Raw genomic sequence first — 23,856 nt, 5'->3', positions numbered from 1 at the left:
TGTTTTAGCGCCCCTTTACCCCACTTCCCACCCGTCTAAGGAAAGGGAGAGCTTGGTATCTTCGCCCTACTACCCACCCATAAGGAAGGAAAGTTAACTAAAATAATTATAAAAAAAAATTGTTGCATATACAACCATTTTCCCGTTAAAATTTGGTTGCATGTGCAACTAATATTTTCTCTTTTTATATTTCACTGCCAAGCTTTTTTCCCTTTCCATCTGCCCTTTTTATAAAAATAAAAAAGAATAAGAGATTCTGCAATATCGCCAAACATATAAGAAAGCCATACCCATGTTAAGGACTGATTAAAAATATTAATAGCTACGATTAAAATGCATAATTGTATACCCCACCTTGAAATAATGCTGGATAAAAGAAACGGAAAGTTGTATCCCGACCCAGAAAAAGCACTCGCAAGACCAAATCCATATCCTAGTATCACTAAACCCACTGATCCATACTTTAAAAATTCTGTTCCATATTTAATTACAATAGGATCGTTTGTGAAGAGAGAGATCACATTTTCACCAAATCCAAAAGCCATTAGAATGAAAAATAACATTACAGCTGAACCCAGTATTCCCGTTAGATTTGCGGCTTTTTCCGATCTTCTTATATCTCCTGCTCCGATTGTTTGACCAACAACAGAAGATGCCCCCATAGTGAGGCCAAATAAAGGAACAAAGGCAAAGCCAAATATCCTGCCAGCGATCCCATTTGCTGCGATAGCCTCATTACCAAAAAGTGAGACAAAACCTAATATAACCACATTTGATAGATTCCTAAAAAATATTTCTATACCGTTGGGTAGCCCTATAGTTATTAACTTGATATCAATATCTTTATTTAGTCTAAATAAACCTTTTATACGAGGTTTTGCTTCGTGTGTCCTGGTAAAAAGTATTAAAAAACCGATAAGAAAAGCTATGGTCTGGGAAACGACGGTTGCTATTGCGGCACCAAAAACTCCAAAACCCAAGCCCGGTAAGTTAATAAAAGGCACTGTTTCAAAGATAAAAATCGGATCAAGAAAAAGGTTCAGTATGCTAACCGTTATCATGATAATCATAGGAGTTTTAGCATCGCCCAAACATCTAAAAACGGTGTTTATCGAGTAAGAAGAGAACATTATTGGTAAAAAGAATAATCTTAAATAACCATAAGCTAAACCGTAGTCTACAACAGTTTCATCTACAAAAAGAGACATTAATGGTTCTAAAAATATTGCCATAAAAGTTGCAGCTATTAATGCAACCAAAAATTTGAAACTTATCGTTTGTTCAATTGATCTCGCAGTTTGGTGATAATCTTTTTTACCGTAAGCTTGAGACACCAATGAGATTGAACTTACACCAATAATCTCATTTAATGAATCTACCATCCAAAATATAGTTGAAAAAACTGTTACCCCTGCTATCGCCTCACTGGAAATCATACCAATCCAAAAGATATCCACTAAATCGTAAACCATTTGGGCTGCCATACCAACCATTGTGGGCAAGGCCATCAACAAAATATTCTTAATTATACTACCCTTTGTTAGATCTTTTTCCATAAATTCCTCCCATAAACATTAAAATAATTTTATTAATAGCGTCTTTCGCCCCGCTTCCCACCCAAAAAATTAAAGGAGTCTTTGCTCTTAAAAATACTTTTTAAGAGCCTTTGAATATTTTACCATTTATGTTTAAATAACTCAACCTTGTAAATTGTCAGTTTGATTTTCCAAGAATATGATATACTATATTAGATATTTCATTTTGATGATGGTTAAATCCAGGAAACCTAAAAAATTCCTTTATATTTTAATAATAGGTACTTTAATCAATTTTTAGAGTTTCTAAATATGGTAATTTCATAATTTCGGGAGGAATAAAATGGAAAATAATCCTTCAATTCAAATGGAAAAGTTAATTAGAGAGATTTGTTCAAAAGTTAAAAGTGAAGGAAGGAAAGTTTTAAAAGAATTCAACATTTCTCCAGCTCAGTTTGATGTTTTGCAAACCGTTTATTTTAAAGGTCCTAAAATGCTCAGTGATATCAGTAAAAGATTGGGAGTAACTAAAAGCACAACAACAGGACTCATTAGAAGATTGGAGATTGCAGGATATTTGGTTAGAGAAAAATCCAAGAAGGATAAAAGGGTATACGTTGTCCAAATAACTCAAGAAGGAACTAATATAATAGAAAACGTGATAAAAAACAGGGTAAAATTAATGGAAAAAGTATATGAAAAATTGGGAGAAAAAGAAAGAAGCATAGAAATATTAAGTGAGATCAACAAGATTTTGAATGAAAAACGGGGTGAGATTTAACAGTGTATAGAAAGTTGATATTGCTTCTTTTATTAATCTTTACCACATTACTTTTTTCTTATACAATAAATATAACAGCATTAACTGGTAGTGAGATTTATTTTGATTCTAAATTTATGGGGACTGTTACCGAAACACCTTTTACAATCGAAGTACCTGATGATAAGTCCGGTTATCTAGAAATAAAAAAACTGGGATACAGTGATTTTATTGCCTATATAGAGATTTTAGGAAACGAATCGCAAATTACAGCCGAACAAGTACCTTTAGCTAAACTTATTTTTGATATCAACGTTGATTCTGCCAATATAAAATACACCTTTTTAAACAAAAATTACAATAAACTTTTAGCCACATCTAATGAAATTGATATTCCCTACAACTTAGAAAAAATAATTATAGAAAAAGACGGATTTTTTGCTAAAGAGATAAACCTTGAACTGAAACCATTTGATAAGAAAAATTTAAGTATAACTTTAATTCCGTTTGATGAAATACTGCTCGAATCAAATCCTCCTCAAGCAAACGTTTTTGTAGATGGAAAGTTAATTGGAAAAACGCCTATTACCATAAAAAGAGATAATTTCGATATAATTTCGTTGGAAAAAGAAGGTTATTTAGTCAAGACATTAAAAGATTTACCTCAAGATGATAGAATATTAGTCGAATTAGAAAAAGGAATAGAACTTTTTGTTGATAGCGAACCAAAAGATGTGGGCGTATTTTTGGATAATGAATATATAGGAAGTACTCCGATGAACGGTTTATTCCCTACTGGAACATATAATTTAACATTATCTAAATTAGGATATGTGTCCAAAAATTTGATGATTGAATTAACCCAAAACGGTTTGAATAAATATTATGTTGAGCTCAATCCACTTTTAAATACAATAAATTTTCTGAATTCTGGAAATTATGAATTCAATATCGATGGAAAATACATAGGAAAAGGAATTGATTCGATTATTTTGGATGATTCACCACATTTTGTTAGGATTATATCAGGAAAGAAAAGTTTAGAATTTCCAATTTATAGGGATTTTTATTACAAAATGGAAAGTATAGATTTAAATAAGCTTAGCACAGTAAATGTTTATGCTATACCCAATACAAATGTGAGCTTTCTTGGAGAAACCCAAAAGACTCCTGCATTTTTTCTTTACAATATATTAAACAATCCCCAGTTTGTAAACGTAAGAACATTAAATAGAACGTATAGTATACTTTTGGAACCTTCTGAAAGTGTCGATATTTATACCGGAAGTGATTTTGGTAATCTATTTATTACTACAAACGTTAAAGATCCTCTTATTTACATTGATGGTCAATATTTGAATTATAAGGATTGCTTTGGTTACCCATTAAAATCCGGAGTTTATATGGTAGAGGTTAGGAAGTTCAATGAAATTAAACAACAGAAAGTAACAATAAACCCAGGTAAAAAAAGTTTCGTACATTTTGAATTTGATTCCCCTGTACCTGTAAAGGTAAATTTTACAGGCGAGAAGTATAGTATCAATGGCGAAGAATATACTAACACGCAGAAAACTTTCTATTTACCGTCAGGACCAACTTTGTTTTCAAATGGAGAAATGTCTGTAGTAATTTTCGTAAACGAACCTATGTACGTTGATCTAGACAAACTTTTTGGAGGGTTATAAATATGTCGAAAAAAATAGTTTTATTTTTGTTTTTTACTTTTATTTCATTGAGTTTGTTATCCCAAACCAACATAGTAGATTTACAACCATCCTCACCGATCTATCCTCAAGTGGTCAGAATGGTTGAATCAGGAATTATGTATTTGGACAATCAAGGACGTTTCAGAGGTTCTCAGCAAGTTTTAAGATATGATTTGGCAGAGTTTGGCTCAAATATGCTTGATTATGTAGATGGACTTTATGGTCAAAAACTTGAAGAAATAAGTAATAGATTGCTTAATCTCGAAAATCTGAATGCCGAAAAAAGATTGTACAATTTAGAAAGTACCGTTTTTGCCCACGATGACCGACTATCTTATCTGGACTCCTCTATCCAAAATTTAGGGAAAAATGTTTCAGATATTTTAGCGGTAATTGATCCTAGTCAACCAATTAACGAAGACAACGTTATTTTCCAAGAGATCTCTCAAGGAGCAATTGATATTGCAAAAAAAACTGCACAAGATGAAGTTCAAATGATTGCTGACTCTTCAATGGCATCCTTGACAATTTTTCAAGAACGCCTCAATCATTTCGAACAAGAGGTAATGAACTTAAACGCTAAATACGATCAAACTATTGAAAGTTTGGAATCTGTATTGATAGATTCAACTCAGTCAAATAAAGAAGAATTAAAAAATTATATAGACATGAGATTAAATCTCGAAATAGATGGGTTGAAAACCTCTTTGACAAACATCGCTAAAAACGAAGTTTATCTTTATAACGACACATTGTCAGCTACATTGAATAATCTTGAGCAAAGGATTGTAAGGATAGAAAGTGAGATACTTCCATATAAAAATAGTTATAATGAACTGAATAAAAAGATTAATGAAAACGAGGCTAAGTTGAATTTCATCTTATCAAACGTTTCAACAAGTATTTCAACAGAAACATTAAACGATGAATTGTTGTTGGGAATAAGAGCCGATATCGAAGGAATGAAAGTAAAAACTAATAATCTCTCGAACGATCTATCTGTATTATATGATCAAGTGGCTTCAAACCAATCTTACATAGAAACTTTCGATGCAAGGCATGCCTACTACAACTCTAAAATATTAGATTTGCAAAATAAATATAACACTCTTTCTGAACAAATAATAATTCAGAACAAAAAATTGGACAATATAATTTTTGAATTATCAAAACTCACACCAACGTCATCAGAGATGGTTGATTCCCAATATACTCTGGATATAAAAAATTTGCAAGAAAGAGTTTCGAGCTTAGAAAGAACGATTGGTACTTATTATGATCAAATTGGTGAACTGACTGTATATGCTACGATGTTCGAAGAATTTAAAAATAATTTGGACGAACTTTATTTGGCATTAGAAAAAAATAACGGTGATATTCAAAATTTAAAAGAGAAAACAGAAGTGTTAGATGCTCAAATATCCTCTTTAGCAACCTTGACTAATTTAAATAAAGATACATTATCACAAATAGGGGATATAACAAAAATTGCTGAAACAGTTGATTATTTGAATGATAACTACCAAAATCTGAATAGAACTAATGCGCAGTTACAAAATGATATAATACAGGTACAGAATAGATTATCCAATATTGAAAATACTTTGAACAATTTTCAAATAACTTCCTCTGAGATAGAAGAGCTTAAAAATTCTTATAATTCTTTACTTGAAAAATACTATGAAATTAAAAGTGAGACTGAATATTTGAACGATCCTATGATGTTAAAAAACGATCTAAAGGCAGAATTATCTCAACAGTTAGCAACGGAGTTAGTTTCCCTTGAAAAAGAATTAAACAATATCGAAAATAAACTTTCAAGTGTTGAATCAAGGATTTCTAACATTGAAAAAACAGTTTTTCTTCACGATGAAAGCATTGCTACACTTTCACAAAAAACCGATGAGAACGTAAAAAAAATAGGCAATTTAGAAAATTCAATAGAAGAAATAGAAAAACCAAATCAAACTTATATTTCATCTATAATTGTAGGACTTGTTGGAGTATTGGTTGGTGCAGGAATTGTTTTATTATTCCAATAATTACAGGAGGAAAGAATGGTTTACGGAATAGCTTTAGGAAGTGGCGGTGCAAGAGGGGCTGCTCACGTTGCCTTAATAGATGAACTGAAAGAAAGAGCGATAAAAGTCGAAGTAGTAACAGGGTCCAGTGTAGGTGCTTTAGTTGGGGCCCTCTATGCTTTAAATCCTGATGTAGAGCTATTTAAAATATTCAAAGACTTGACACTTAAAAAGAAAAAAATGATAGATTCGCAGTTTAGAACTCTAAACAACAGAATTACTAATTTCCCTAAAATGGTTGCAGGCAAGAGCTTTTTAAAAAATGATTTCGTTTACGATATTTACAAACAGTTGTATGGACGTAAACGCTTCTCTGATTGTAAGATAAAACTGGGAATCGTTTCATATGATTTAGAAAGCGGAGAAGAAGTTGAGATCACAGAAGGGTACATAATCGATGCTGTTATGGCTTCTTCAAGTGTTCCTGGAGTTTTTCCGCCTTTAAGGTTAGGGGGCATGAGCCTTTTGGATGGAGGTGTTTTAACTCCTGTTCCAGTAAAATTAGCTAAAAAGCTAGGAGCAGATTATATAATAGCAAGTAATTTAAATGGCGAGGTTAAGAACGATTTTAAATTTAACGACGGATTGGATTATATTATTTCCATAGAAGATTTTAAAAATGATTTGATGGTTAACTATGAAATAAATAAAGCAGAAGAAGTTTACACATTCCCGATAGAGTATTCATGGGAGGGTTTTTCTTATTTTAATGAAATATACCAAAATGCTAAAAACTTTTTAAAATCTATGCAAAATAAAGTGAGGGAGTAACGTTGAACTTAGTAATGGGAGGATTTTTTGAAGGTTTTTATTGGGAATCTGGCGTCTTAGAGTCTATAGCAAAAAAAGAAAAAGTCTTAAACCTATATACCTCTAGTTTAGGTAGTTTAAGAGGTTTATTTTATTCTATGTACGGGGTGAACTTTTTCGGCCGTTTAAAAGATTTCATATACGAAAAAAACAACCCTTTACGTGAAGTAATTACCAATACGGAATTATACAACAGTAGATACGCTCAAACAACGGCATTGATAAGATTGGGAAGAGGAAAAATGTCCCTTTACAATCCAGATTCTTTAAAAAAGTTTTTGGAAGATTATTTTGGTGATCAAACGCTTTCTTCACTTGAAGCAAATGTAAGTTTCGAAGTCTTCGAGCTAAAAAAAAGAGAAGTAATTATACTGGAGAACGAAACAAGAATTGTTGATATGTTAATGATGGAATTAGCTTTTCCACCTTATTATAGTTACTATGAATTTCAAGGTGGATTTTTTATTCCAACCTCATATATATCGTTTATTCCTCAAAAATTTCCTAAAGATGCAGTAATAATATCTTTTGATCCTGCTTTAACTTATCCATATCCAAAAAATACCGTCGAAATTCTTTTAAAAACTTCTTACTCTAGAACATTAAAAAATTATCGTTTATTGACTGAAGGTTTTAATACTATTGAGCCACAAAAACAATTGAAAGATTATTTTAATATGTCGGCTTTTTTTGATGGTCAAAATCAAGCTAATAATTTTTTGGAGGCCAAAAAATGAAGCGTTTTACTGTATTTTTTTTAACGCTTATATTAACAAATTTGATCATTTATTCTGCGCAAATAAATGTAAGAGCAGATGAAGTAAAAGGGGAAGAAAGTAGGTATATACTGAAAAATAATGTCCTTATACAGAAAGAAGATCTTTCTATTTCAACGGATTTTGCCACCATCACACTCGTTGACGACGAGTGGCGAGATGTAAACACCGACAAGGTTTATATAACAGGTGACACGTTTGAAGCCACATCCACTTCTATGAGCTTTGACCTTCAGACTGAAAAAGGAACACTTTCAGGGAATGTTTTAGCTAAGATTTTTTTGGAAGAATCAGAGATTGAAATAGATTCTAACGAACTACTTATAGATAACAATAACAAAAGATACGAAGGAAGCTCTGAAAATCAGGTTTTTATTAAAAAAGAAGATTATATAATAAACGCAAAATCCTTTGTTTTTGTTGAAAACGAAAACTTGCTCACGCTTTCTGAAAATGTCCATATCATAAATTCTGTAAAAAAAATTGATATGACATCAACATATGCCACTTTCAATACGCAAACCAACGATATAGAGGCTCAGGCGGTTAATTTAATTTTGGAAGTAGCAGAAGAGGAGGAATGATCATGAAGAAGATTTTTGTTGTTTTTTTCTTACTTTCTCTCTTTGTTCCTATTTATTCTCAAACATATTACGACTTAGGTTTTTCTTTGCTGAATCCTGATGAGTTCAAATTTGCTTTAAGAAGTGGTTTGGAATCAGATTCTTTCAATTTTGATTTTGACCTTAGCCCAACTTTTGAAGAAAAAACGTTGTCTCTAACTATGATTAGTGATATTTCTGCTAAAATTTTCGATATAAATTCGAACACTTTTTTAGATGGGGGTTTATTATGGGGGTATAGTGAAGACTCTTCATGGAATTTTGCATATGGTGGGCTTAATTTTAACTTCAATAACATCTATGGAAAATTGTACGTGGGTTATCCATTCAACAATACCGATAACCTCATGAACTATTTCGCTATAAAATTCGGTTATGTAGTTCCAAAACCTGCTGACTTTATTGATGATTTAAAATTGGAGTTGAGGGTAATAAATGGAAGAATTGACTTTTCAATCTTTTTAGTAGAACCTTTATGAAATGAATAAAAAGCAAGGTTTCCTACTATTAGAGAGTGTATTTGAAATTTTTATTGTTTCTTTAACAATGTTGATTGTAATAGGCACTTTTTCTGGTACTATTAACATTTTAAAAAGTTCACTGGAGGAAATGGTTAATTTAAACCTTATTTCCAACGCTGTTATGGAAGTAATATTTGTTGCAAAAAGTGAGATGATTAATGTGACTTCTTATGATTCTTCAGCAGCTGTCTGGGGGATTTCATCTGACGATAAAAGAGTTGGTCTTTCCTACAATAAAAGTGAACAAAAGATTTTCCGAGACATATACACATTAATTTCAGGAAATATAACCGCTTTTTCATACGATGGAAAATTTTTAAAGGTAACATGGAATAACGAATACGAGTTAAAACTTTTCATTCCATTTTATTTAGAACTCCAATAGAAACATACTTATGGGTGGAGAAGGAGGGTAAACCCTTATCCCCTTTTCCTTAGACGGGTGGGGAGCGGGGTGAAAGGGCGCTAAATAACGATAAAACTTAGGAGGAAATCATTAATCAATGGCAAATGAAATAATCGAAACCTACAAAATTTTAGAAGAAAGAATAAAGTCAGAGAACATTCAAATATACTTTGATATGTTAGATTCTCCTTATCCCTCTTTTAAATCCAAAGCTATTCAGGAACTAACAAAACAAAAAATTGATGCCCCAAGGATTAAAGAATACTTAAAAGATCCCGATAAAAATGTCAGATTTTCTGCATATAGGTACTTAGATAAAATGGGTTTTTTGGATGAGAATACTATAAAAGAGGCTTTGAAAGACATTTCAGCAAACATTAGAAAAGAAGCAATTATTAGTTACATTCAAATGGGTATAAAACCAATAGAATTCATTTTGGAGTTTACCGAAGATCCTGATCCAATGGTTAGATATCAACTGATATCCACATTTTTGGAATTCTACCCAGAAGATTCAGAAAAGATTATTAGTAAAATGAAAAATGATCCCTACGTTAAGATAAAACAACTGATTTCAGCTTTGGAGAACATCTCTGAAACCTTAAAATCCGAACAAGTAGATAAAAGCGTTAAGGTTATGGCGCTAAGAAGATTTTATGAAAGAGAAGATGCCTATACCTTTTTTAACTCCTTAAAAGAAACTTATTTTGATTGCAACAATGAAACAAAAGGTATAATAATAAAATTCTTTTCGGGTTTACCGTGTGAAGTTATAAATAAATTCATCGAAAAAATCGTGCAGGAAGAAAAAGATATCCACATACTTCAGCTTGCTGCAAATACCTCAAAGAAAGTTTGTGGAATTGATTCTATTCCTACCTGGTTGATCGACCAATTGGTGAACAGTGAAGAGGCAAAAATCGTTAAGTTTGGATTGAAATTAGCTACTGAAAAGGAAGATATGAGTTATGTGGATTTTTGTAGAGACTTATTATCTGCCGTAGACGATGACTTAGTCATCGGTGCAAGTGACTATCTCATTTATTTTCAAGACTATATGCTTAAAGATTACGTTCCTAACTTTCTAAATTCATTATCCTCCAAACGAATAAGGGAAGGGTTGAAAATAATAAGAAAATTAAAATTAGATAATTTTATAGAAGATATATCATTAATCGCTCTCAACAAAATGTATCCTATTTCCCTAAGAAAAGCCGCCGTTAATCTACTGAAATTTTTTAAAGCAAAAGATTATTGGGAAATCCCAAATCAAATACTTAAAGACCCTTATGAAAACGGTAATTTAAAACTTGCTGCGTTAAATGCACTTCTACGTCTAAATGCGGAGATGGTAGTAAATTTTTAAAAAGATAATGACCGCAGTTTTTGAACCTCACTGCCTGGTTTGTGAAAAAGCGGTAGACTTTGGAGAACTTATTTGCGACAATTGCAGAGGGAATCTCCACTCACCTTCTCTTTCAGAAGGTGATTTTAAAATTTATCATTATGGAAAATACGAATATCCTTTGTCCAACTTAATAAAAGAGTTCAAATACCATTCACATCCAAAAATTGCCCAAATTTTTGGAAATATGCTAGCAAAGTTTTTTATAGATTTAAAATTTCCAGACCTCAATTATACTGTCTCATATGTACCTTCAAATTACTCAAGTATTTATGAAAAAGGTTTTGTACCTGCTCACTTAATTGCTCACCATTTTTCTGACCTCTTAGGCTTCCCCTTAATAAATCTCTTTTCTTCAAAAACTCATAAAAGACAAGCTCAATTGGATTTTAGAAAGAGAAATGAAAACGTTAAAAACAAGATAAAATTGCTCCAGGATCCCCCAAAGAACATTATTATTATTGATGATGTGTACACTACGGGGGCTTCGATGAACGAGGTGGGTAATTTGCTCATTAATAAATGTGATGTTTTAATTGGTATTACAGTAGCAAAGGCTTATAGGTATTCTTTTAATAGTTCTTTATAGTTTTTTATATCACATATCGCTCCCACATATTTTAACTTTTCTGCTGAAAAGGCATTCCCCAACCTGGCGGCTTTTATAACATCTAAACCTATAATCGTTCCTATGTACAAACCTGACCAAAATGCATCCCCTGCTCCCGTTGTGTCTATTACCTCTTTTGCATAAGAGTCAAAATAAGTAATTTGTTTACCGTCCGAAAATACAAATCCCTTTTCACCTAATGTAAGAATTACATTTTTAACTCCTAGCTCATGGAAATAATTTATGTATTCTTCTTCATTTTTATTTTCCTTGAAAATATGTATACAATCATCTAGAGAGGGTTTGATAAAATCCACGTAAGGCATAATCAATTTTAGAACATCTTCTATTTCTAAAGATGTTTTCCACAATATCTCTCTATAATTGGGATCAAATCCTATCAAAACATTATTCTTTTTGGCAATTTTTAACAATTTGAGTGTATTTTTTAAGTTATTATCAGAAGATAACGACCAAGAAGAAAAGTGAAAGATATTTGCTTTTTTTACAATATCAAAATATGAATCAGTAATATCTAAATTTAAAGAGGCAGATCTCAATGGATAAAATTCGGGTGATGTTTTAGACTTCAAAACATAAACAATATCTGTAGAAAATCGTTCATCTTGTAATATACCCTGTACTTCCACATTATAATTATTTAATTGCTCAAGGATAAAATCTCCAAAAGGATCCTTACCTATCCTCGAAATCATAGCAGATTTGAAACCTTGTTTAGAGATGTTAACAGCTATGTTACTTGGTGAGCCTCCTAAAAATTTGTCAAAGGAAGTTGCATTTTTTAATCCTTTTACATAATCTTTAGAGATGAAGTCTATTAACACTTCACCAAACGAAACAAAATTAACCACAATATTCCACCTTCTTTCCTTCACCTTAGTTTAGTTCGACCTTTGCCCCGTTCCCCATCGTATCTCTGAAAAATTCTTTTATTTCGCATAAGGTTATTTTTTATCTTCAGTTTTCAGATAATGCAAAAGAATAGTATCTTCACTTAATTTTTTAAAATCATTTAGCTTGAAATTATATTTATCATTCACGTATTTGAAAATTGATAGATCACCTTGAATAATTACCGGTTCGATAGTTAAAAAAATTTCATCAATTAAATTTTTTTCTAAAAACAAGGAGTTTATTGTAGAACCCCCTATTAATGCAACTTCAGTGTATCCTTTCTGCTCTAGTTTATCCAATAATATCTCTGGAGGATTGTCAGTAAAGTATAGATATTTGTCATATTTCAACTCAACTTCCTTATATTTTTCAGGATTTCCTGTCAACACAATATTGATTCTTTTTTTTAAAGGAGATCCTATCTCTTCAAATGTTTTTCTCCCCATAAGTACGATGCCAATATCTTTTGTTATATTATAAAAATGTTCCTTATCTTCAGCTGAGGTCCAACTTCTTTGTGAATCATCTGTCATTCGAATTTTTCCATTGATACTTTGAACTATTATTAACTTTACTCTCATATAATTAATCCTCCCTAAACTTCTATTCTTTTATAATTAATAATCTTAGGAATAGTAAAACTCCTTTAACGTTTTAAGCTAAGTAGATTAGTTCGAAATGTTAAATTATTTTTGTTTTTTCAATAAGATTTATAACAGAATTTATCATTTTCAAAGAAAACTAAGATTTTTGGCTCTAATCGCTTTTAGTCGGATTTAATCAGTTCTAATAGCTTCTAATCCTAAATAATTCCCTTTTGAGATGAAAGTTACATGTGATAAAATATAAAATGATCAATTTGTTTATTTAATTTATTATATCATATCAGGAGGTGGCAGTAGTATGAAAAAAGTAGTTGTTTTATTTGCTATATTGACAATGGTTTTGAGCGCTTTTTCTATTACCATAACGATAGCGGCTGGTGCAGTAGGAAAGGAATTGGAAGTTCTCTATGAACAGGTGGAGATCTTTAGTAAAGAGAATCCAGACATAACTGTAAATGTGCTTCCAATGCCCAACAGTTCTACGGATAGGCACGATCTTTACGTTACTTACTTAGCTTCAGGTACACCGGATCCAGATGTATTAATGCTTGACGTTATCTGGCCAGCAGAATTTGCTCCATTCTTAGTAGATTTGACGGATGACTATGATTATTTTGGACTTGATGGATTTTTCCCTGGAACTGTTGCTTCGAATATCGTAGATGGAAGTTTGGTATCCGTACCATGGTTTACTGATGCTGGTATTCTTTATTACCGAAAAGATTTGTTGGAAAAATATGGTTATGATGTTCCAGAAACCTGGGATGAACTGTACACAGCTGCAAAAGATATCTCCGAGAAAGAAGGAATTGAAGGTTTCGTATGGCAAGGAGCCAGGTATGAAGGTTTAACCTGTGACGTTATGGAATTCGTTCACAGTTTCGGTGGAGAGATAATGAAAGAGGGAGAAGTTGTCGTTGATGATCCTGAATATTACGATAACAATGTTGCAGCAATAACTTTCATGGACAAATTGATAGAAGATGGCGTAAGTCCAGCGGGAGTAACTACCTACATGGAGGAAGAAGGTAGAAGAGTTTTCCAAAACGGCGATGCCGTGTTTATGAGAAACTGGCCATACGCATGGCCTTTAGTTAACGCTCCTGAGTCACCTGTTGCTGGAAAAGTTGGTATAACGGTTCTTCCAAAAGGACCCGAACCAGATGGAAGAAATTCTGCTACGTTGGGTGGATGGAACCTTGGTATAAATGCAAACTCTTCGCCAGCTGAGATAGAAGCTTCTAAAAAATTGGTCAAATTCTTGGTTAGTAAAGAACAACAAGTTTACAAAGCCGTTCATGCTGGTCAAACACCAACTTTGATCGAGGCATACAATGATCCAAGAACTATTGAAGCGAATGATTTCTATGCTGATCTTCTAGATGTTTTCTTGAATGCTGAACCAAGACCAATTTCTCCAATATATGCTGAAATTTCTTACGAGATACAAGTTGCTGTTCACGAAGTTCTAACACAGCAAGCTGAACCCGAAGAAGCCTTAAACAACTTAGCAGAAAATCTCAAAGCTATAGTTGAATAAAAACAAAGAATTTGATATAATTTTTCATAGGTGGGCGGTAAACGGAGTTCCTCCGTCTACCGCCTTTCTGTATAATATAGTAGATTATAATTAGGGGGTGCGTCAATGAAAGTGAAAGGTACGTATAAAAGATCCGATATCTGGCTTGCATTTTGGCTCATTATTCCAACTTTAATTGCTATCGGTATTACCGCCTTTTATCCTTTAGGACAAACTCTTTATGATAGTTTCTTCAAATGGTCTCTTAGACCAGGATTTGAAAGAGAGTTTGTAGGATTTCAAAATTATATCAATTTGTTTCAAGATCCGAGATTTTTGAGTTCTTTATGGAACACTATATATTTTACTTTTTTTTCTGTACTTATAGAATTCCTTTTGGGATTAGTAACAGCGTTAATATTGAATGCAGACTTTAAATTGAGAGGTTTGGTAAGAGCAGCAGTTTTAATTCCATGGGCAATACCTACAGCGGTCTCTTCCCAAATGTGGAAATGGATGTATAATGACCAATATGGTGTAATAAGTTTAATGCTATATAATCTAGGAATACTCGAGGAAGGTACCCCCATTCTAGGAACTCCAGGTATGGCTATGACTGCGATTATAGGCGTTGATGTCTGGAAAACTACTCCATTTGTTGCTCTCTTACTCCTTGCAGGACTTCAAACCATACCCAATGAGTTATACGAAGCAGCTAGAATTGATGGCGCCAGTATATGGAAGCAATTTACTTCTATCACTTTGCCTGTATTAAGGCCTACGATTGGTGTAACGTTAATATTCAGAACTTTGGACGCTTTGAGGGTTTTCGATATCGTTTACATCATGACACAGGGTGCAGTGGGAACTGAAACTTTGGCAGTTTACAATAGGTCACTTTTAATGGATAATATATTCTCTCCAAGAGGTTTGTTTGGCTACGGCTCTGCATTATCGGTCGTAATATTTTTAATAATTGGAATATTTACAATAATTTATATGCGCTCGTTGAACATTAAATTAGATTGAGGAGGGCAAAAACATGAGATGGGGAATGCGAGCAAAAAGAAATACTCAACGTACAATTTTATATATTCTGGTTATATTGATGGTTATCTTTTACATTTTCCCTTTCTATTGGGCAATCAAAAGTTCTTTTACTGCCGATCAATACCTTTTTACAAAAAACATTACGCTTTGGCCACAAGGTTTCACCTTTGAAAACTATATAAAAGTTTTCACAGAGAGACCTTTCGGATTAAATATATTAAACTCTATAATAGTGGCCGGAGCCACGACTATTTTCTCCATAATCGTTGGTTCTTTTGCAGCTTACGCAATAGCTCGCTTAAAGATTCCTGGGAAAGGACCTTTGATGTTACTAATACTTGCAGTAAGTATGTTCCCTCAAGTTTCTATATTGGGTGGTCTTTTTCAGTTGCTCAGAAATTTAGGATTGATAAACACTTATCCTGGCTTGATAATACCATATATCGCTCTGAATTTACCTTTAACAACTTGGATATTACAAAATTTCTTCAGAGAGCTTCCTAAAGAGATAGAAGAATCTGCGTATATAGACGGATGTTCTAAATTTGAAACTTTGTGGAGAATTGTTTTGCCTCTTTCTGCCCCAGGGTTGGTCACGACTGGTTTGTTAGCTTTTATTCAAGCTTGGAATGAATTCTTATTTGCTTTAACTTTCATGCAAACCCCGGAAAAATACACAGTTCCAGTTGCGATTGCTATGTTTACGGGTAAAACCTTCTACGAAGTTCCGTGGGGGCAACTGATGGCTGCGTCAGTAATAGTTACAATGCCATTGGTTATTTTGGTTTTAGTGTTCCAAAATAGGATAGTTCAAGGTTTAACAGCCGGAAGCGTAAAAGGATGATGTAGAATGAAAGTTTTGTTTGGCACAGATGGCATTAGAGAGGTCGTTAATGAAAAGTTGACTATTGATTTGGCAATGAAACTTGGAAATTCACTTGCAAGTTTGTTTGGTTCGGAGTATAAAAAATTGTATATCGCAAGAGATACACGAAATTCAGGAGAGGTATTGGAAATGGCCGTTGCTTCAGGAGCATTGGCGGGCGGAATGAATGTAGAATCATGCGGAGTTCTAACCACACCAGGATTGGCGTATATAACTAAGAAAGAAAAGTCTATCGGCGTTGTCATTTCTGCATCTCACAACCCTCCAATGTACAATGGATTAAAAGTTTTTTGTGAAGGGTTTAAAATTTCCGATGAAACAGAAGAAAAATTAGAAGAAATAATTTTGAATGGTTTACTTAAATACTGTGATTATAGAGATATTGGAAGATACATAGAAGATTCCTCAAAAAAAGAATATGTTGATTACGTAGTTTCTTTGTACAAAGAAAATATACAAGGTAATGATTTAAAAATTGCTGTTGATGTGGGTAACGGAGCCGCTGGAGCGATAATAGATGACATTTTTGGCGAACTCGGTTTGAACTATACAGTATACCAAAATGCCCCTGATGGTTTCAATATCAACGAAAACTGTGGTTCTACTTCACCTCAAACTTTGTCTAAAATCGTTAAGGAAGAAAAGTATGATCTTGGAATCTTGTTCGATGGGGATGCGGACAGATGCCTTTTTATCGATCACCACGGTAATCTTGTAGATGGGGATGTTTTGATGGCTATCAATGCTCTGAAATTGAAAGCTCAAGAAAGATTAAAAAACAAGATCGTTGTTGCAACCATTATGAGTAATTTAGGTTTGGAAGAGTATTTAAAGAAAAATGAAATACATCTTCTACGTACAAACGTAGGAGACAAATACGTTTTGGAAAAAATGCTACAAGAAAATGCTACAATCGGAGGCGAACAATCAGGACACATTATATTCCTTGATAGATCTACAACAGGAGACGGAATAATTACGGCTTTAGAGACTTTGGAAACTTTGAAATATTTCTCTAAATCGCTTGATGATTTTCTTCAAGAAATTCCTAAATATCCCCAACACTTGGAAAACGTTACAGTTAAGGATAAAGTAAAAATCATGAAGGACATCAGAATTGAAAATTTAACAAGAAAATACCAAAGTGTTAAAGGATTCAGGATTCTAATCAGACCTTCAGGAACTGAGCCTAAAATAAGAATAATGACCGAAGGATCCAATAAAGAAACAATTGAAAAATGCATCACAGAATTTAACCAACTTATACAAAGTATTGATAACGAGTAAAATAGCTTTAAAAAACGGGGCTTTTTAACACATTAGCCCCGTTTTTTTAATGATTATTCTTGTTTATCTATAGAAAAATTGAATTACGTACCTAACATTATTTCTATAAACTATCAAGGCTACGTAACTGTTCTTTTCAACTGAGGAAGCTATTTTTTCCCAGTCATCAGTATTCTGTATGTCATAATAAACCCCATTAACCGCTATCTCTGTAATAACATCACCTGCTCTTAGCCCAAGAGCGTATGTATCGTCTTGTATTTCTTCAACAATAACTCCTTGAATACTACTTCTTATATTGTATTTTTGTCTATCCTCTGAAGTTATATCTCTAACTACGATTCCAAAATAGGCTTCTACAGCTTCAGGTGTTTGGCTCCCCAAAGTTACATTGAAAGTAATCCTTTCTCCAAACCTATCGACAACTACTTCTACAGTAGTCCCAGCTGGATAAGTGGATATTAAAGAAGTTAAATCGTCCACATTTTCTATTTTTTTGCCATTGACTTCCACTATTACATCATTTACTTTTATACCGGCTTTCTCAGCGGCTCCACCCGGTACTAAATCTTGGACATAGGCTCCTTTGTCTACTTTTAACCCCAAAGATTTTTTCAATTCTTCGGTTATATTGCTGATGTATACACCCAAATAAGCTCTTTGAAAGGAACCGGTTTCCATAACAGAATCTGCGAACCTTTTTGCTATGTTAATAGGGATAGCAAAACCTATGTTCACGCTTCCTAATTGAGGATCTACTGCGATGGCAGTATTAATTCCAATGACTTCCCCATGTATATTCAGTAGAGGTCCTCCGCTATTACCAGGATTAATAGTTGCATCCGTCTGTATCAAATCAACATAGTTCCCATTTCCATCCGGTTTTGGAATACTTCTATTGGTTGCACTTATAACCCCTGATGTAACGGTGTTTTGTAAACCCAATGGATTACCTATAGCTACTGCATCTTCTCCAATCTTAATTTTGTCTGAATCACCTAAAGGCAGCGTTGGTAAGTCTTCATCAGCGTTTATCTTAATTATTGCTAAATCGAGATCTTCATCTCCACCTACCAACTCGGCGTCATAGTTCTTTCCATTCGGCAAAGATACAGATATCTGTTCTGCACTTTCTATCACATGATAGTTTGTCAATATGTAGCCTCTTTTATCGAAAATAAAGCCAGACCCCACCCCTTTTGTTTGATACTCTGGCATTTCTTGGCCAAAGAATCTTTCAAAAAATTCTTGAATGTAGGGATCTATTGGAACGGCAGCTGAACGAGTGGATTCAATATTTACAACGGCTGGAGCAGCCTCTTCAACTACGTTAACTACTGGACTTTCGTATCCTTCATTCACAATTGCAAATGATGATATGGAAAGTAAAAATACAGTCAAAATTAACAAGATAGATTTTTTCATAATAGCACCTCCAATTATTTTATTCACTTAAATTATAAACCAACTTCTTAAAAGAAACTTAAAAGCTTGCATTTTTAGTTTTTTTCTTTCTATTGTTTTCTACTACCTGGTTTTATTAATTCTAAACCTTGGATACATAAAGGGCAGTTTTCTGGGGAGTAGGTAGCAGCTTTTATAGTAACAAGCGACATGATTTCTCTATTTTCTAAAAACCTTTTAGAAGATCTGTTGACGATGCAGGCGAATGAAATCACATCTCCTCCGTTACTTTCAATCAATTTTGCAACTTCCAACGTCGATTTTCCTGTAGTTATTACGTCTTCTACTATTAGTATTTTGCTTTTATCATTTATAGCTTGACCTCTACGCAAACTCATTTTCCCATTTTCATCTCTCTCAGCGAATAAAAATGGAACGTTTAAAGCTCTTGCTACTTCGTATCCTATGATAATTCCACCTAATGCAGGAGATACAACGTAGTCTATTTTTGACTTTACTTTATCAGCAATTAATTTGCCAAAAAGTTCCGAATACTCTGGATATTTAAGAACTTTTGCACATTGAATATACGTGTCAGAATGTAATCCAGAAGATAATAAAAAGTGCCCCTTTAAAAAGGCCTCAGTGTCTTTTAATATTTCTAATACTTTAGTTTCATCGTATTTTGTATTATCGTTCATTAAGATTTTTTACCTCCTGATATCTCTATTTTATATACTCTAAAACTCATGTTAGCGCCCCTTCACCCCGCAGCCAGCCCATTAGGATTAAAGGGTCTTGGCTCCTTTGACCCGCTCCCCATCCCACAGCTCGGGTTTATCTTTATTTTAAAAATTCGAAAATCTTATCATAAAATTTATTTTTATTGTAAACGCATTCAAATAACTCATGTTTCCCTTTGGAAAAAGGAACTTTCTCGATGTTTGAATTCTTTATCTTCTTATACTCTTCGATGTTGACTATTTTATCTTCCTCTCCAAAAAGCAACAATGTTGGGATATCAACCTTTTCGATTTCTTTTAACGCAATTTCAGATTCGTCGAACATTTGACGAGCAGTTCGGACGGTTATTTTATCATGTACCAGCGGATCTTTTTTATATAATTCACATGCTTTTTTATCCGTGGATAGGTCATAAGGATTAATTCCATTTGAAAAAGTAAGTGTTGGAAATATCGAGAAAAGGTTTAAAAGCCAACTTAGTTGTCTAATATCCCCCAAGGCAGGAGAAGAGAGAATAAGTTTTTCGGGTTTTTTCTCCGTTATTTCAACGAATCTTGAAGCGATTAACCCCCCAAGAGAGTGTCCAAATAGCAGATATTCTTCTTGAACATAATTTTCTAAAAAAGAATAAATCTCGTAAAAATTCTCTATATCGCCTTTTTTCCCAGTAGTATAACCATGCCCCGGAAGATCGAAGGTAAAAACAGCAATCCCTATCTTATTTAATTGCTGAATAAAATTCACATATCTTCCGGAATATTCTCCAAGACCGTGAATTAGATATAAATTTTTATAGTTATTTGTGTTTGGTAAGTAATATCTATGATATATTTTCATAAACAAATTATATCACAGTTCATAAAGCTTTTTGATTTTCTATCGCTTCCATTATTTCATCATTAGTTTTATGTTTCCTTAATAAACTCAAGATGAATTCTAAAGCCTCTTTTGGGGACATATCGTTGATGAACTTTCTTAGAATAATTGTATTCTTCATCTCATCAGGATTATACAACAATTCTTCTTTTCTTGTACCTGATAATTTTAAGTTTATAGCAGGAAATATTCTCTCATTAGAGATTTCTCTTGATAACACCAGCTCCATATTTCCTGTGCCTTTAAATTCTTCAAATATCACTTCATCCATCTTCGATCCAGTTTCTATTAATGCCGTGGCTAAGATGGTCAAACTGCCACCTTCTCTAATCTTTCTTGCAGCGCCAAAGAATTTCTTTGGGAAAATTACAGCGGCAGGATCAAGACCACCACTCAGCAATTTTCCACTAGATGGTACATAAAGATTATATTCACGTGCAACCCTTGTCAAACTATCAACTAAAACAACCACATCGTGACCAAACTCAACTAGCCTCTTAAAGTGGTCCAAAGCCATTTCTGCGATTCTTATTTGATTTTCTGGGTCCATATCAAACGGGGCTGCTATAACGTTAGCATCTACCGTGTCACGAATATCTGTCACCTCTTCAGGCCGTTCGTCTATTAAAAGTATGTACCTTCTAGTATCAGGATAATTTTCGGCAATAGAGTTGGCAATATCTTTTAGCAGCGTAGTTTTACCAGCTTTTGGAGGAGCAACGATTAACCCTCTTTGCCCAAAACCTATAGGAGAGAAAAGATCAATTATTCTTGAGCTGTATGGTGCGTTCTTATGTTCCAAAACCATTCTGGTTTTTGGATACTCAGGAGTTAAATTTTCAAAAGACACTCTATCCCGAGCGTTTTCGGGAGGTAAAGAATTAACCGCTTCTATTCTTAATAAAGCAAAAAATCTTTCGCCTTCTTTTGGAGGCCTTATTTGACCTGCTATTATGTCTCCTGTGAAAAGGTTGAATTTTCTAATCTGAGATTGAGAAACGTATATATCATCAGTTCCCGGCAACAATGAGTTGTCTACGCTTCTCAAGAAACCGTAACCATCCGGAAGTACTTCCAAAATCCCTTCATAAAAAAAGTATCCGATCGATTCAGTTTGTTTTCTTAAAATAGCAAACTTCAATTCGTTTTTTGTCATCTTAGAATAATTGGATATTTCGAGTTTGCGGGCTAATTCGTATAACTCTTTTCTGGTCATTTCGTTTAATTTAGCCATATTAATTTCAATGGCTTGAATATTATCTCTACTTTGTTTCTTTGATACTAAATTGTTAGTATTTTCATCCATGTGAATCCTCCTCATTACATTTAGTTTTTGCTGCGCCCTGTAACCTTTTTAAAGGCAAATTCTTTCTTCTATTAGCGCCCCTTTGCCCCCAGCCCGCCCTTCTAAGGAAGGGAATTTTTTACCCTTTCATTCCCTTCACATCCATCTAATTTTCACCCACAAATTATTCCTTTATAGATGTAGGCAGTCGTCTGCTAGCGTTCGAATATAGCATACAGATCATAATTTATTAATAAACTTTGTGAGCATATCACATAATAAGAACGAAGTAATCCCTTAATAGAACAAAAGGGCAATCACAGAAATAGTACAGTGTGGAGAACAAGAAATATTCTTGGCAGAATCTAAATGAAGTCCATCCGTAATTCAAGAAAAATAAATTAAAAAGTATCAATCACAAGAAAACTTTTTAAAAGCCAACCGATTTATTTTAGGGCATTAAGAATCGGCTTTTAGGGAAGTTACGTCTGGAGCAAAGACTTTGTGTTCTGCACCTTGATTTTCAATCTGGTTTCCATGGTTATCTAAAATTACTTCACCATCAAAATTTTCTTTGAGTGCATATTCTAAAGATATGAGCCCAATTTCCAATTGTTCTTTTTCAGGTTCCTTGGTAGTAATTTTTTGAAGCAACAATCCTGGATAGGCAAGAATTTTTCCTATTTTTGTGTCAATGATTTTTGCAGTAAACCTTTGAAATTCGTAAGCTAAACCTGCAACTAGTGGAAGAAGTACTATTCTAGAAATTACTTTCTGCAAAGTTGAATTGAAGCCTAATCCACCCGTTATAGCAAAAACAATAATCGAAGCAAAAACCGTAATTATCAAGAAACTAGTACCACATCTAGGATGCAAGGTTGGGTATTTTTTGGCGTATTTGACCTCTAAAGGCTCATTGTTTTCGTAGGTAAATACACTTTTGTGTTCGGCTCCATGGTATTGAAAAACTCTTTTTATATCTTTCATGAAAGAAATACCCCAGATGTAGGCAACAACCAAAAACGCTCTTATAAAGCCTTCAGTGAAAGCAAACCAAAATTCAGATTCGATGTTGAAGGGTTTGGTTATAAACACAGGTAAAACACCGAACCCTAAAGTTGCAACTGCAACAGCAAGTAATATGGCAATAACCATATCTTTTGTAGTTAATTCTTCCTCTTCTTCTCCGGATACTTTAGCCGAATAAGATAATGCGTTCATACCAATTATCATTGCATGTAGTAATACAAAAAAACCTCTAATAATAGGTATTTTTTCCCAAATCCCCCAAGAGTTATCCTTTAACCTTTTAACTGCTATACTTCCATCTTTTCTTTTTACTGCGACTACGGTATTTCTTCCTTTCATCATTACGCCTTCAATAACCGCTTGTCCACCTACGGTTTTAGGTTTTGGTTTCACTAGATTGAATCCTCCTTAAAATCTCTTCTGCAACACCTTGTTCAGTAACTACATAGTAAAATTTTATAGCCTCTTTGTCTATTCCATTGTTCTTATTAAGTACTTGAGATGCCATTCTACGCAGCTTGTATCTTTCACCATTATCTAATTTTGTAATATCTTTTATAATATCAAAAAGATGCGTGTTTTGTGAACACGCTTCAATGATTTCCAATATTGCTTTCTCGTTTTCATTCATTTTTACTGTTGAGAATACTCTTCTGGGGAAATATTTTCAGAAACCTTCGCCACCACTTTGAACTTAATACCCGTTCTTTTTTCCGAACCTACTTCAACCTCCACAAAACCAGGGATAACGTATATCTCCTTCCCTTTAGCCTCGATAAATCTCTTTGCAATGGCAATAGCCTTCACTGCTTGATTAACTGCTCCAGCTCCAATAGCTTGTAGTTCAACCTCGTCTGTTTTTGACAGAACTCCTGCTATAGCTCCAGCAACTTTGTTCGGTGCAGATGAATGACTGACTTTTAACACTTCCATGTCTTGGCTCCTCCTTTGTGGACAGGCTATATATTTATTTTACCATAAATTTTAATAATGTCAAAGAAAAAAGGCTCCTTGTCAAATATG

General features: G+C 33.5%; 24 protein-coding genes. 14 read left to right on the top strand and 10 right to left on the bottom strand.

Annotated features, from left to right (window positions below):
* Nucleotides 1–191: 191 nt before the first annotated feature.
* Nucleotides 192–1,556, bottom strand: a complete 1,365-nt coding sequence (locus X927_RS02840; protein WP_211287796.1) for an MATE family efflux transporter — start codon at nucleotides 1,554–1,556, stop codon at nucleotides 192–194.
* A 322-nt stretch (nucleotides 1,557–1,878) separates the two neighbouring features.
* On the opposite strand from X927_RS02840, the gene X927_RS02835 reads away from it, so the two are divergent.
* From X927_RS02835 to X927_RS02790, 10 genes are all read left to right on the top strand, one after another.
* A complete protein-coding gene (locus X927_RS02835; protein ID WP_103076598.1) occupies nucleotides 1,879–2,316 on the top strand; it encodes a MarR family winged helix-turn-helix transcriptional regulator in 438 nt (145 codons plus the stop codon).
* Between the two features lie 2 nt (nucleotides 2,317–2,318).
* Complete coding sequence (locus X927_RS02830; protein ID WP_103076597.1) at nucleotides 2,319–3,980, top strand: PEGA domain-containing protein; 1,662 nt, start codon at nucleotides 2,319–2,321, stop codon at nucleotides 3,978–3,980.
* Nucleotides 3,981–3,982: 2 nt separating this feature from the next.
* A complete protein-coding gene (locus tag X927_RS02825) occupies nucleotides 3,983–6,043 on the top strand; it encodes a coiled-coil domain-containing protein (protein ID WP_103076596.1) in 2,061 nt (686 codons plus the stop codon).
* 15 nt (nucleotides 6,044–6,058) lie between these two features.
* Nucleotides 6,059–6,853, top strand: a complete 795-nt coding sequence (locus X927_RS02820; RefSeq protein ID WP_103076595.1) for a patatin-like phospholipase family protein — start codon at nucleotides 6,059–6,061, stop codon at nucleotides 6,851–6,853.
* Between the two features lie 2 nt (nucleotides 6,854–6,855).
* A complete protein-coding gene (locus X927_RS02815) occupies nucleotides 6,856–7,629 on the top strand; it encodes a patatin-like phospholipase family protein (protein ID WP_103076594.1) in 774 nt (257 codons plus the stop codon).
* Nucleotides 7,626–8,252: an LptA/OstA family protein gene (locus X927_RS02810; protein ID WP_103076593.1), complete on the top strand. Its 627-nt coding sequence runs from the start codon at nucleotides 7,626–7,628 to the stop codon at nucleotides 8,250–8,252. The genes X927_RS02815 and X927_RS02810 overlap by 4 nt, the downstream gene beginning before the upstream one ends.
* 2 nt (nucleotides 8,253–8,254) lie before the next feature.
* Nucleotides 8,255–8,770, top strand: a complete 516-nt coding sequence (locus X927_RS02805; RefSeq protein WP_103076592.1) for a hypothetical protein — start codon at nucleotides 8,255–8,257, stop codon at nucleotides 8,768–8,770.
* A 130-nt stretch (nucleotides 8,771–8,900) separates the two neighbouring features.
* The gene (locus X927_RS02800; RefSeq protein WP_211287795.1) at nucleotides 8,901–9,197 is read left to right on the top strand and encodes a hypothetical protein; all 297 of its coding nucleotides are present in this window, start codon (nucleotides 8,901–8,903) and stop codon (nucleotides 9,195–9,197) included.
* A gap of 118 nt (nucleotides 9,198–9,315) precedes the next feature.
* A complete protein-coding gene (locus tag X927_RS02795; RefSeq protein WP_103076590.1) occupies nucleotides 9,316–10,584 on the top strand; it encodes a HEAT repeat domain-containing protein in 1,269 nt (422 codons plus the stop codon).
* A 7-nt stretch (nucleotides 10,585–10,591) separates the two neighbouring features.
* Nucleotides 10,592–11,212: a ComF family protein gene (locus tag X927_RS02790; protein WP_103076589.1), complete on the top strand. Its 621-nt coding sequence runs from the start codon at nucleotides 10,592–10,594 to the stop codon at nucleotides 11,210–11,212.
* Here the strand turns inward: X927_RS02790 and X927_RS02785 are convergent.
* Nucleotides 11,182–12,105 carry a carbohydrate kinase family protein gene (locus X927_RS02785; RefSeq protein WP_169925107.1) on the bottom strand — a complete coding sequence of 308 codons (924 nt, stop codon included), beginning with the start codon at nucleotides 12,103–12,105 and terminating at the stop codon, nucleotides 11,182–11,184. The genes X927_RS02790 and X927_RS02785 overlap by 31 nt on opposite strands.
* A gap of 93 nt (nucleotides 12,106–12,198) precedes the next feature.
* Nucleotides 12,199–12,729, bottom strand: a complete 531-nt coding sequence (locus X927_RS02780) for a dihydrofolate reductase family protein (RefSeq protein ID WP_103076587.1) — start codon at nucleotides 12,727–12,729, stop codon at nucleotides 12,199–12,201.
* Nucleotides 12,730–13,051: 322 nt separating this feature from the next.
* Between X927_RS02780 and X927_RS02775 the strand changes: the two genes are divergently transcribed.
* The 4 genes from X927_RS02775 to glmM all read left to right on the top strand — a co-directional run bounded on the left by X927_RS02775 (nucleotide 13,052) and on the right by glmM (nucleotide 17,495).
* Complete coding sequence (locus X927_RS02775; protein WP_103076586.1) at nucleotides 13,052–14,293, top strand: ABC transporter substrate-binding protein; 1,242 nt, start codon at nucleotides 13,052–13,054, stop codon at nucleotides 14,291–14,293.
* 105 nt (nucleotides 14,294–14,398) lie between these two features.
* The gene (locus X927_RS02770) at nucleotides 14,399–15,301 is read left to right on the top strand and encodes a carbohydrate ABC transporter permease (protein WP_103076585.1); all 903 of its coding nucleotides are present in this window, start codon (nucleotides 14,399–14,401) and stop codon (nucleotides 15,299–15,301) included.
* A gap of 13 nt (nucleotides 15,302–15,314) precedes the next feature.
* Entirely contained in the window at nucleotides 15,315–16,166 is an 852-nt protein-coding gene (locus X927_RS02765) for a carbohydrate ABC transporter permease (RefSeq protein ID WP_103076584.1), read from the top strand.
* A gap of 6 nt (nucleotides 16,167–16,172) precedes the next feature.
* Nucleotides 16,173–17,495: a phosphoglucosamine mutase gene (glmM, locus tag X927_RS02760; protein ID WP_103076583.1), complete on the top strand. Its 1,323-nt coding sequence runs from the start codon at nucleotides 16,173–16,175 to the stop codon at nucleotides 17,493–17,495.
* A gap of 63 nt (nucleotides 17,496–17,558) precedes the next feature.
* Here the strand turns inward: glmM and X927_RS02755 are convergent, their stop codons facing one another.
* The 7 genes from X927_RS02755 to X927_RS02725 all read right to left on the bottom strand — a co-directional run bounded on the left by X927_RS02755 (nucleotide 17,559) and on the right by X927_RS02725 (nucleotide 23,766).
* On the bottom strand, nucleotides 17,559–18,920 hold the full coding sequence (locus X927_RS02755; protein WP_103076582.1) for a Do family serine endopeptidase: 1,362 nt from the start codon (nucleotides 18,918–18,920) through the stop codon (nucleotides 17,559–17,561).
* An 89-nt stretch (nucleotides 18,921–19,009) separates the two neighbouring features.
* Nucleotides 19,010–19,600 carry an orotate phosphoribosyltransferase gene (pyrE, locus tag X927_RS02750; RefSeq protein WP_103076581.1) on the bottom strand — a complete coding sequence of 197 codons (591 nt, stop codon included), beginning with the start codon at nucleotides 19,598–19,600 and terminating at the stop codon, nucleotides 19,010–19,012.
* A gap of 142 nt (nucleotides 19,601–19,742) precedes the next feature.
* Nucleotides 19,743–20,480, bottom strand: a complete 738-nt coding sequence (locus X927_RS02745; protein ID WP_146026567.1) for an alpha/beta fold hydrolase — start codon at nucleotides 20,478–20,480, stop codon at nucleotides 19,743–19,745.
* A 19-nt stretch (nucleotides 20,481–20,499) separates the two neighbouring features.
* Entirely contained in the window at nucleotides 20,500–21,825 is a 1,326-nt protein-coding gene (gene rho / locus X927_RS02740; protein WP_211286422.1) for a transcription termination factor Rho, read from the bottom strand.
* A gap of 438 nt (nucleotides 21,826–22,263) precedes the next feature.
* On the bottom strand, nucleotides 22,264–23,226 hold the full coding sequence (locus X927_RS02735; protein ID WP_103076579.1) for a DUF1385 domain-containing protein: 963 nt from the start codon (nucleotides 23,224–23,226) through the stop codon (nucleotides 22,264–22,266).
* Nucleotides 23,210–23,464 (bottom strand): hypothetical protein, encoded by a 255-nt coding sequence (locus tag X927_RS02730; protein WP_103076578.1) that lies wholly within the window; start codon nucleotides 23,462–23,464, stop codon nucleotides 23,210–23,212. The genes X927_RS02735 and X927_RS02730 overlap by 17 nt, the downstream gene beginning before the upstream one ends.
* A 2-nt stretch (nucleotides 23,465–23,466) precedes the next feature.
* Nucleotides 23,467–23,766 carry a stage V sporulation protein S gene (locus X927_RS02725; protein WP_103076577.1) on the bottom strand — a complete coding sequence of 100 codons (300 nt, stop codon included), beginning with the start codon at nucleotides 23,764–23,766 and terminating at the stop codon, nucleotides 23,467–23,469.
* Nucleotides 23,767–23,856: the final 90 nt, after the last annotated feature.

Origin of the sequence: Petrotoga mexicana DSM 14811, from assembly GCF_002895565.1 — a bacterium.
GTDB lineage: Bacteria > Thermotogota > Thermotogae > Petrotogales > Petrotogaceae > Petrotoga > Petrotoga mexicana.
The sequence above is the reverse complement of the archived record's forward strand: the minus strand, read 5'-3'. Positions and strand labels throughout refer to the sequence as shown.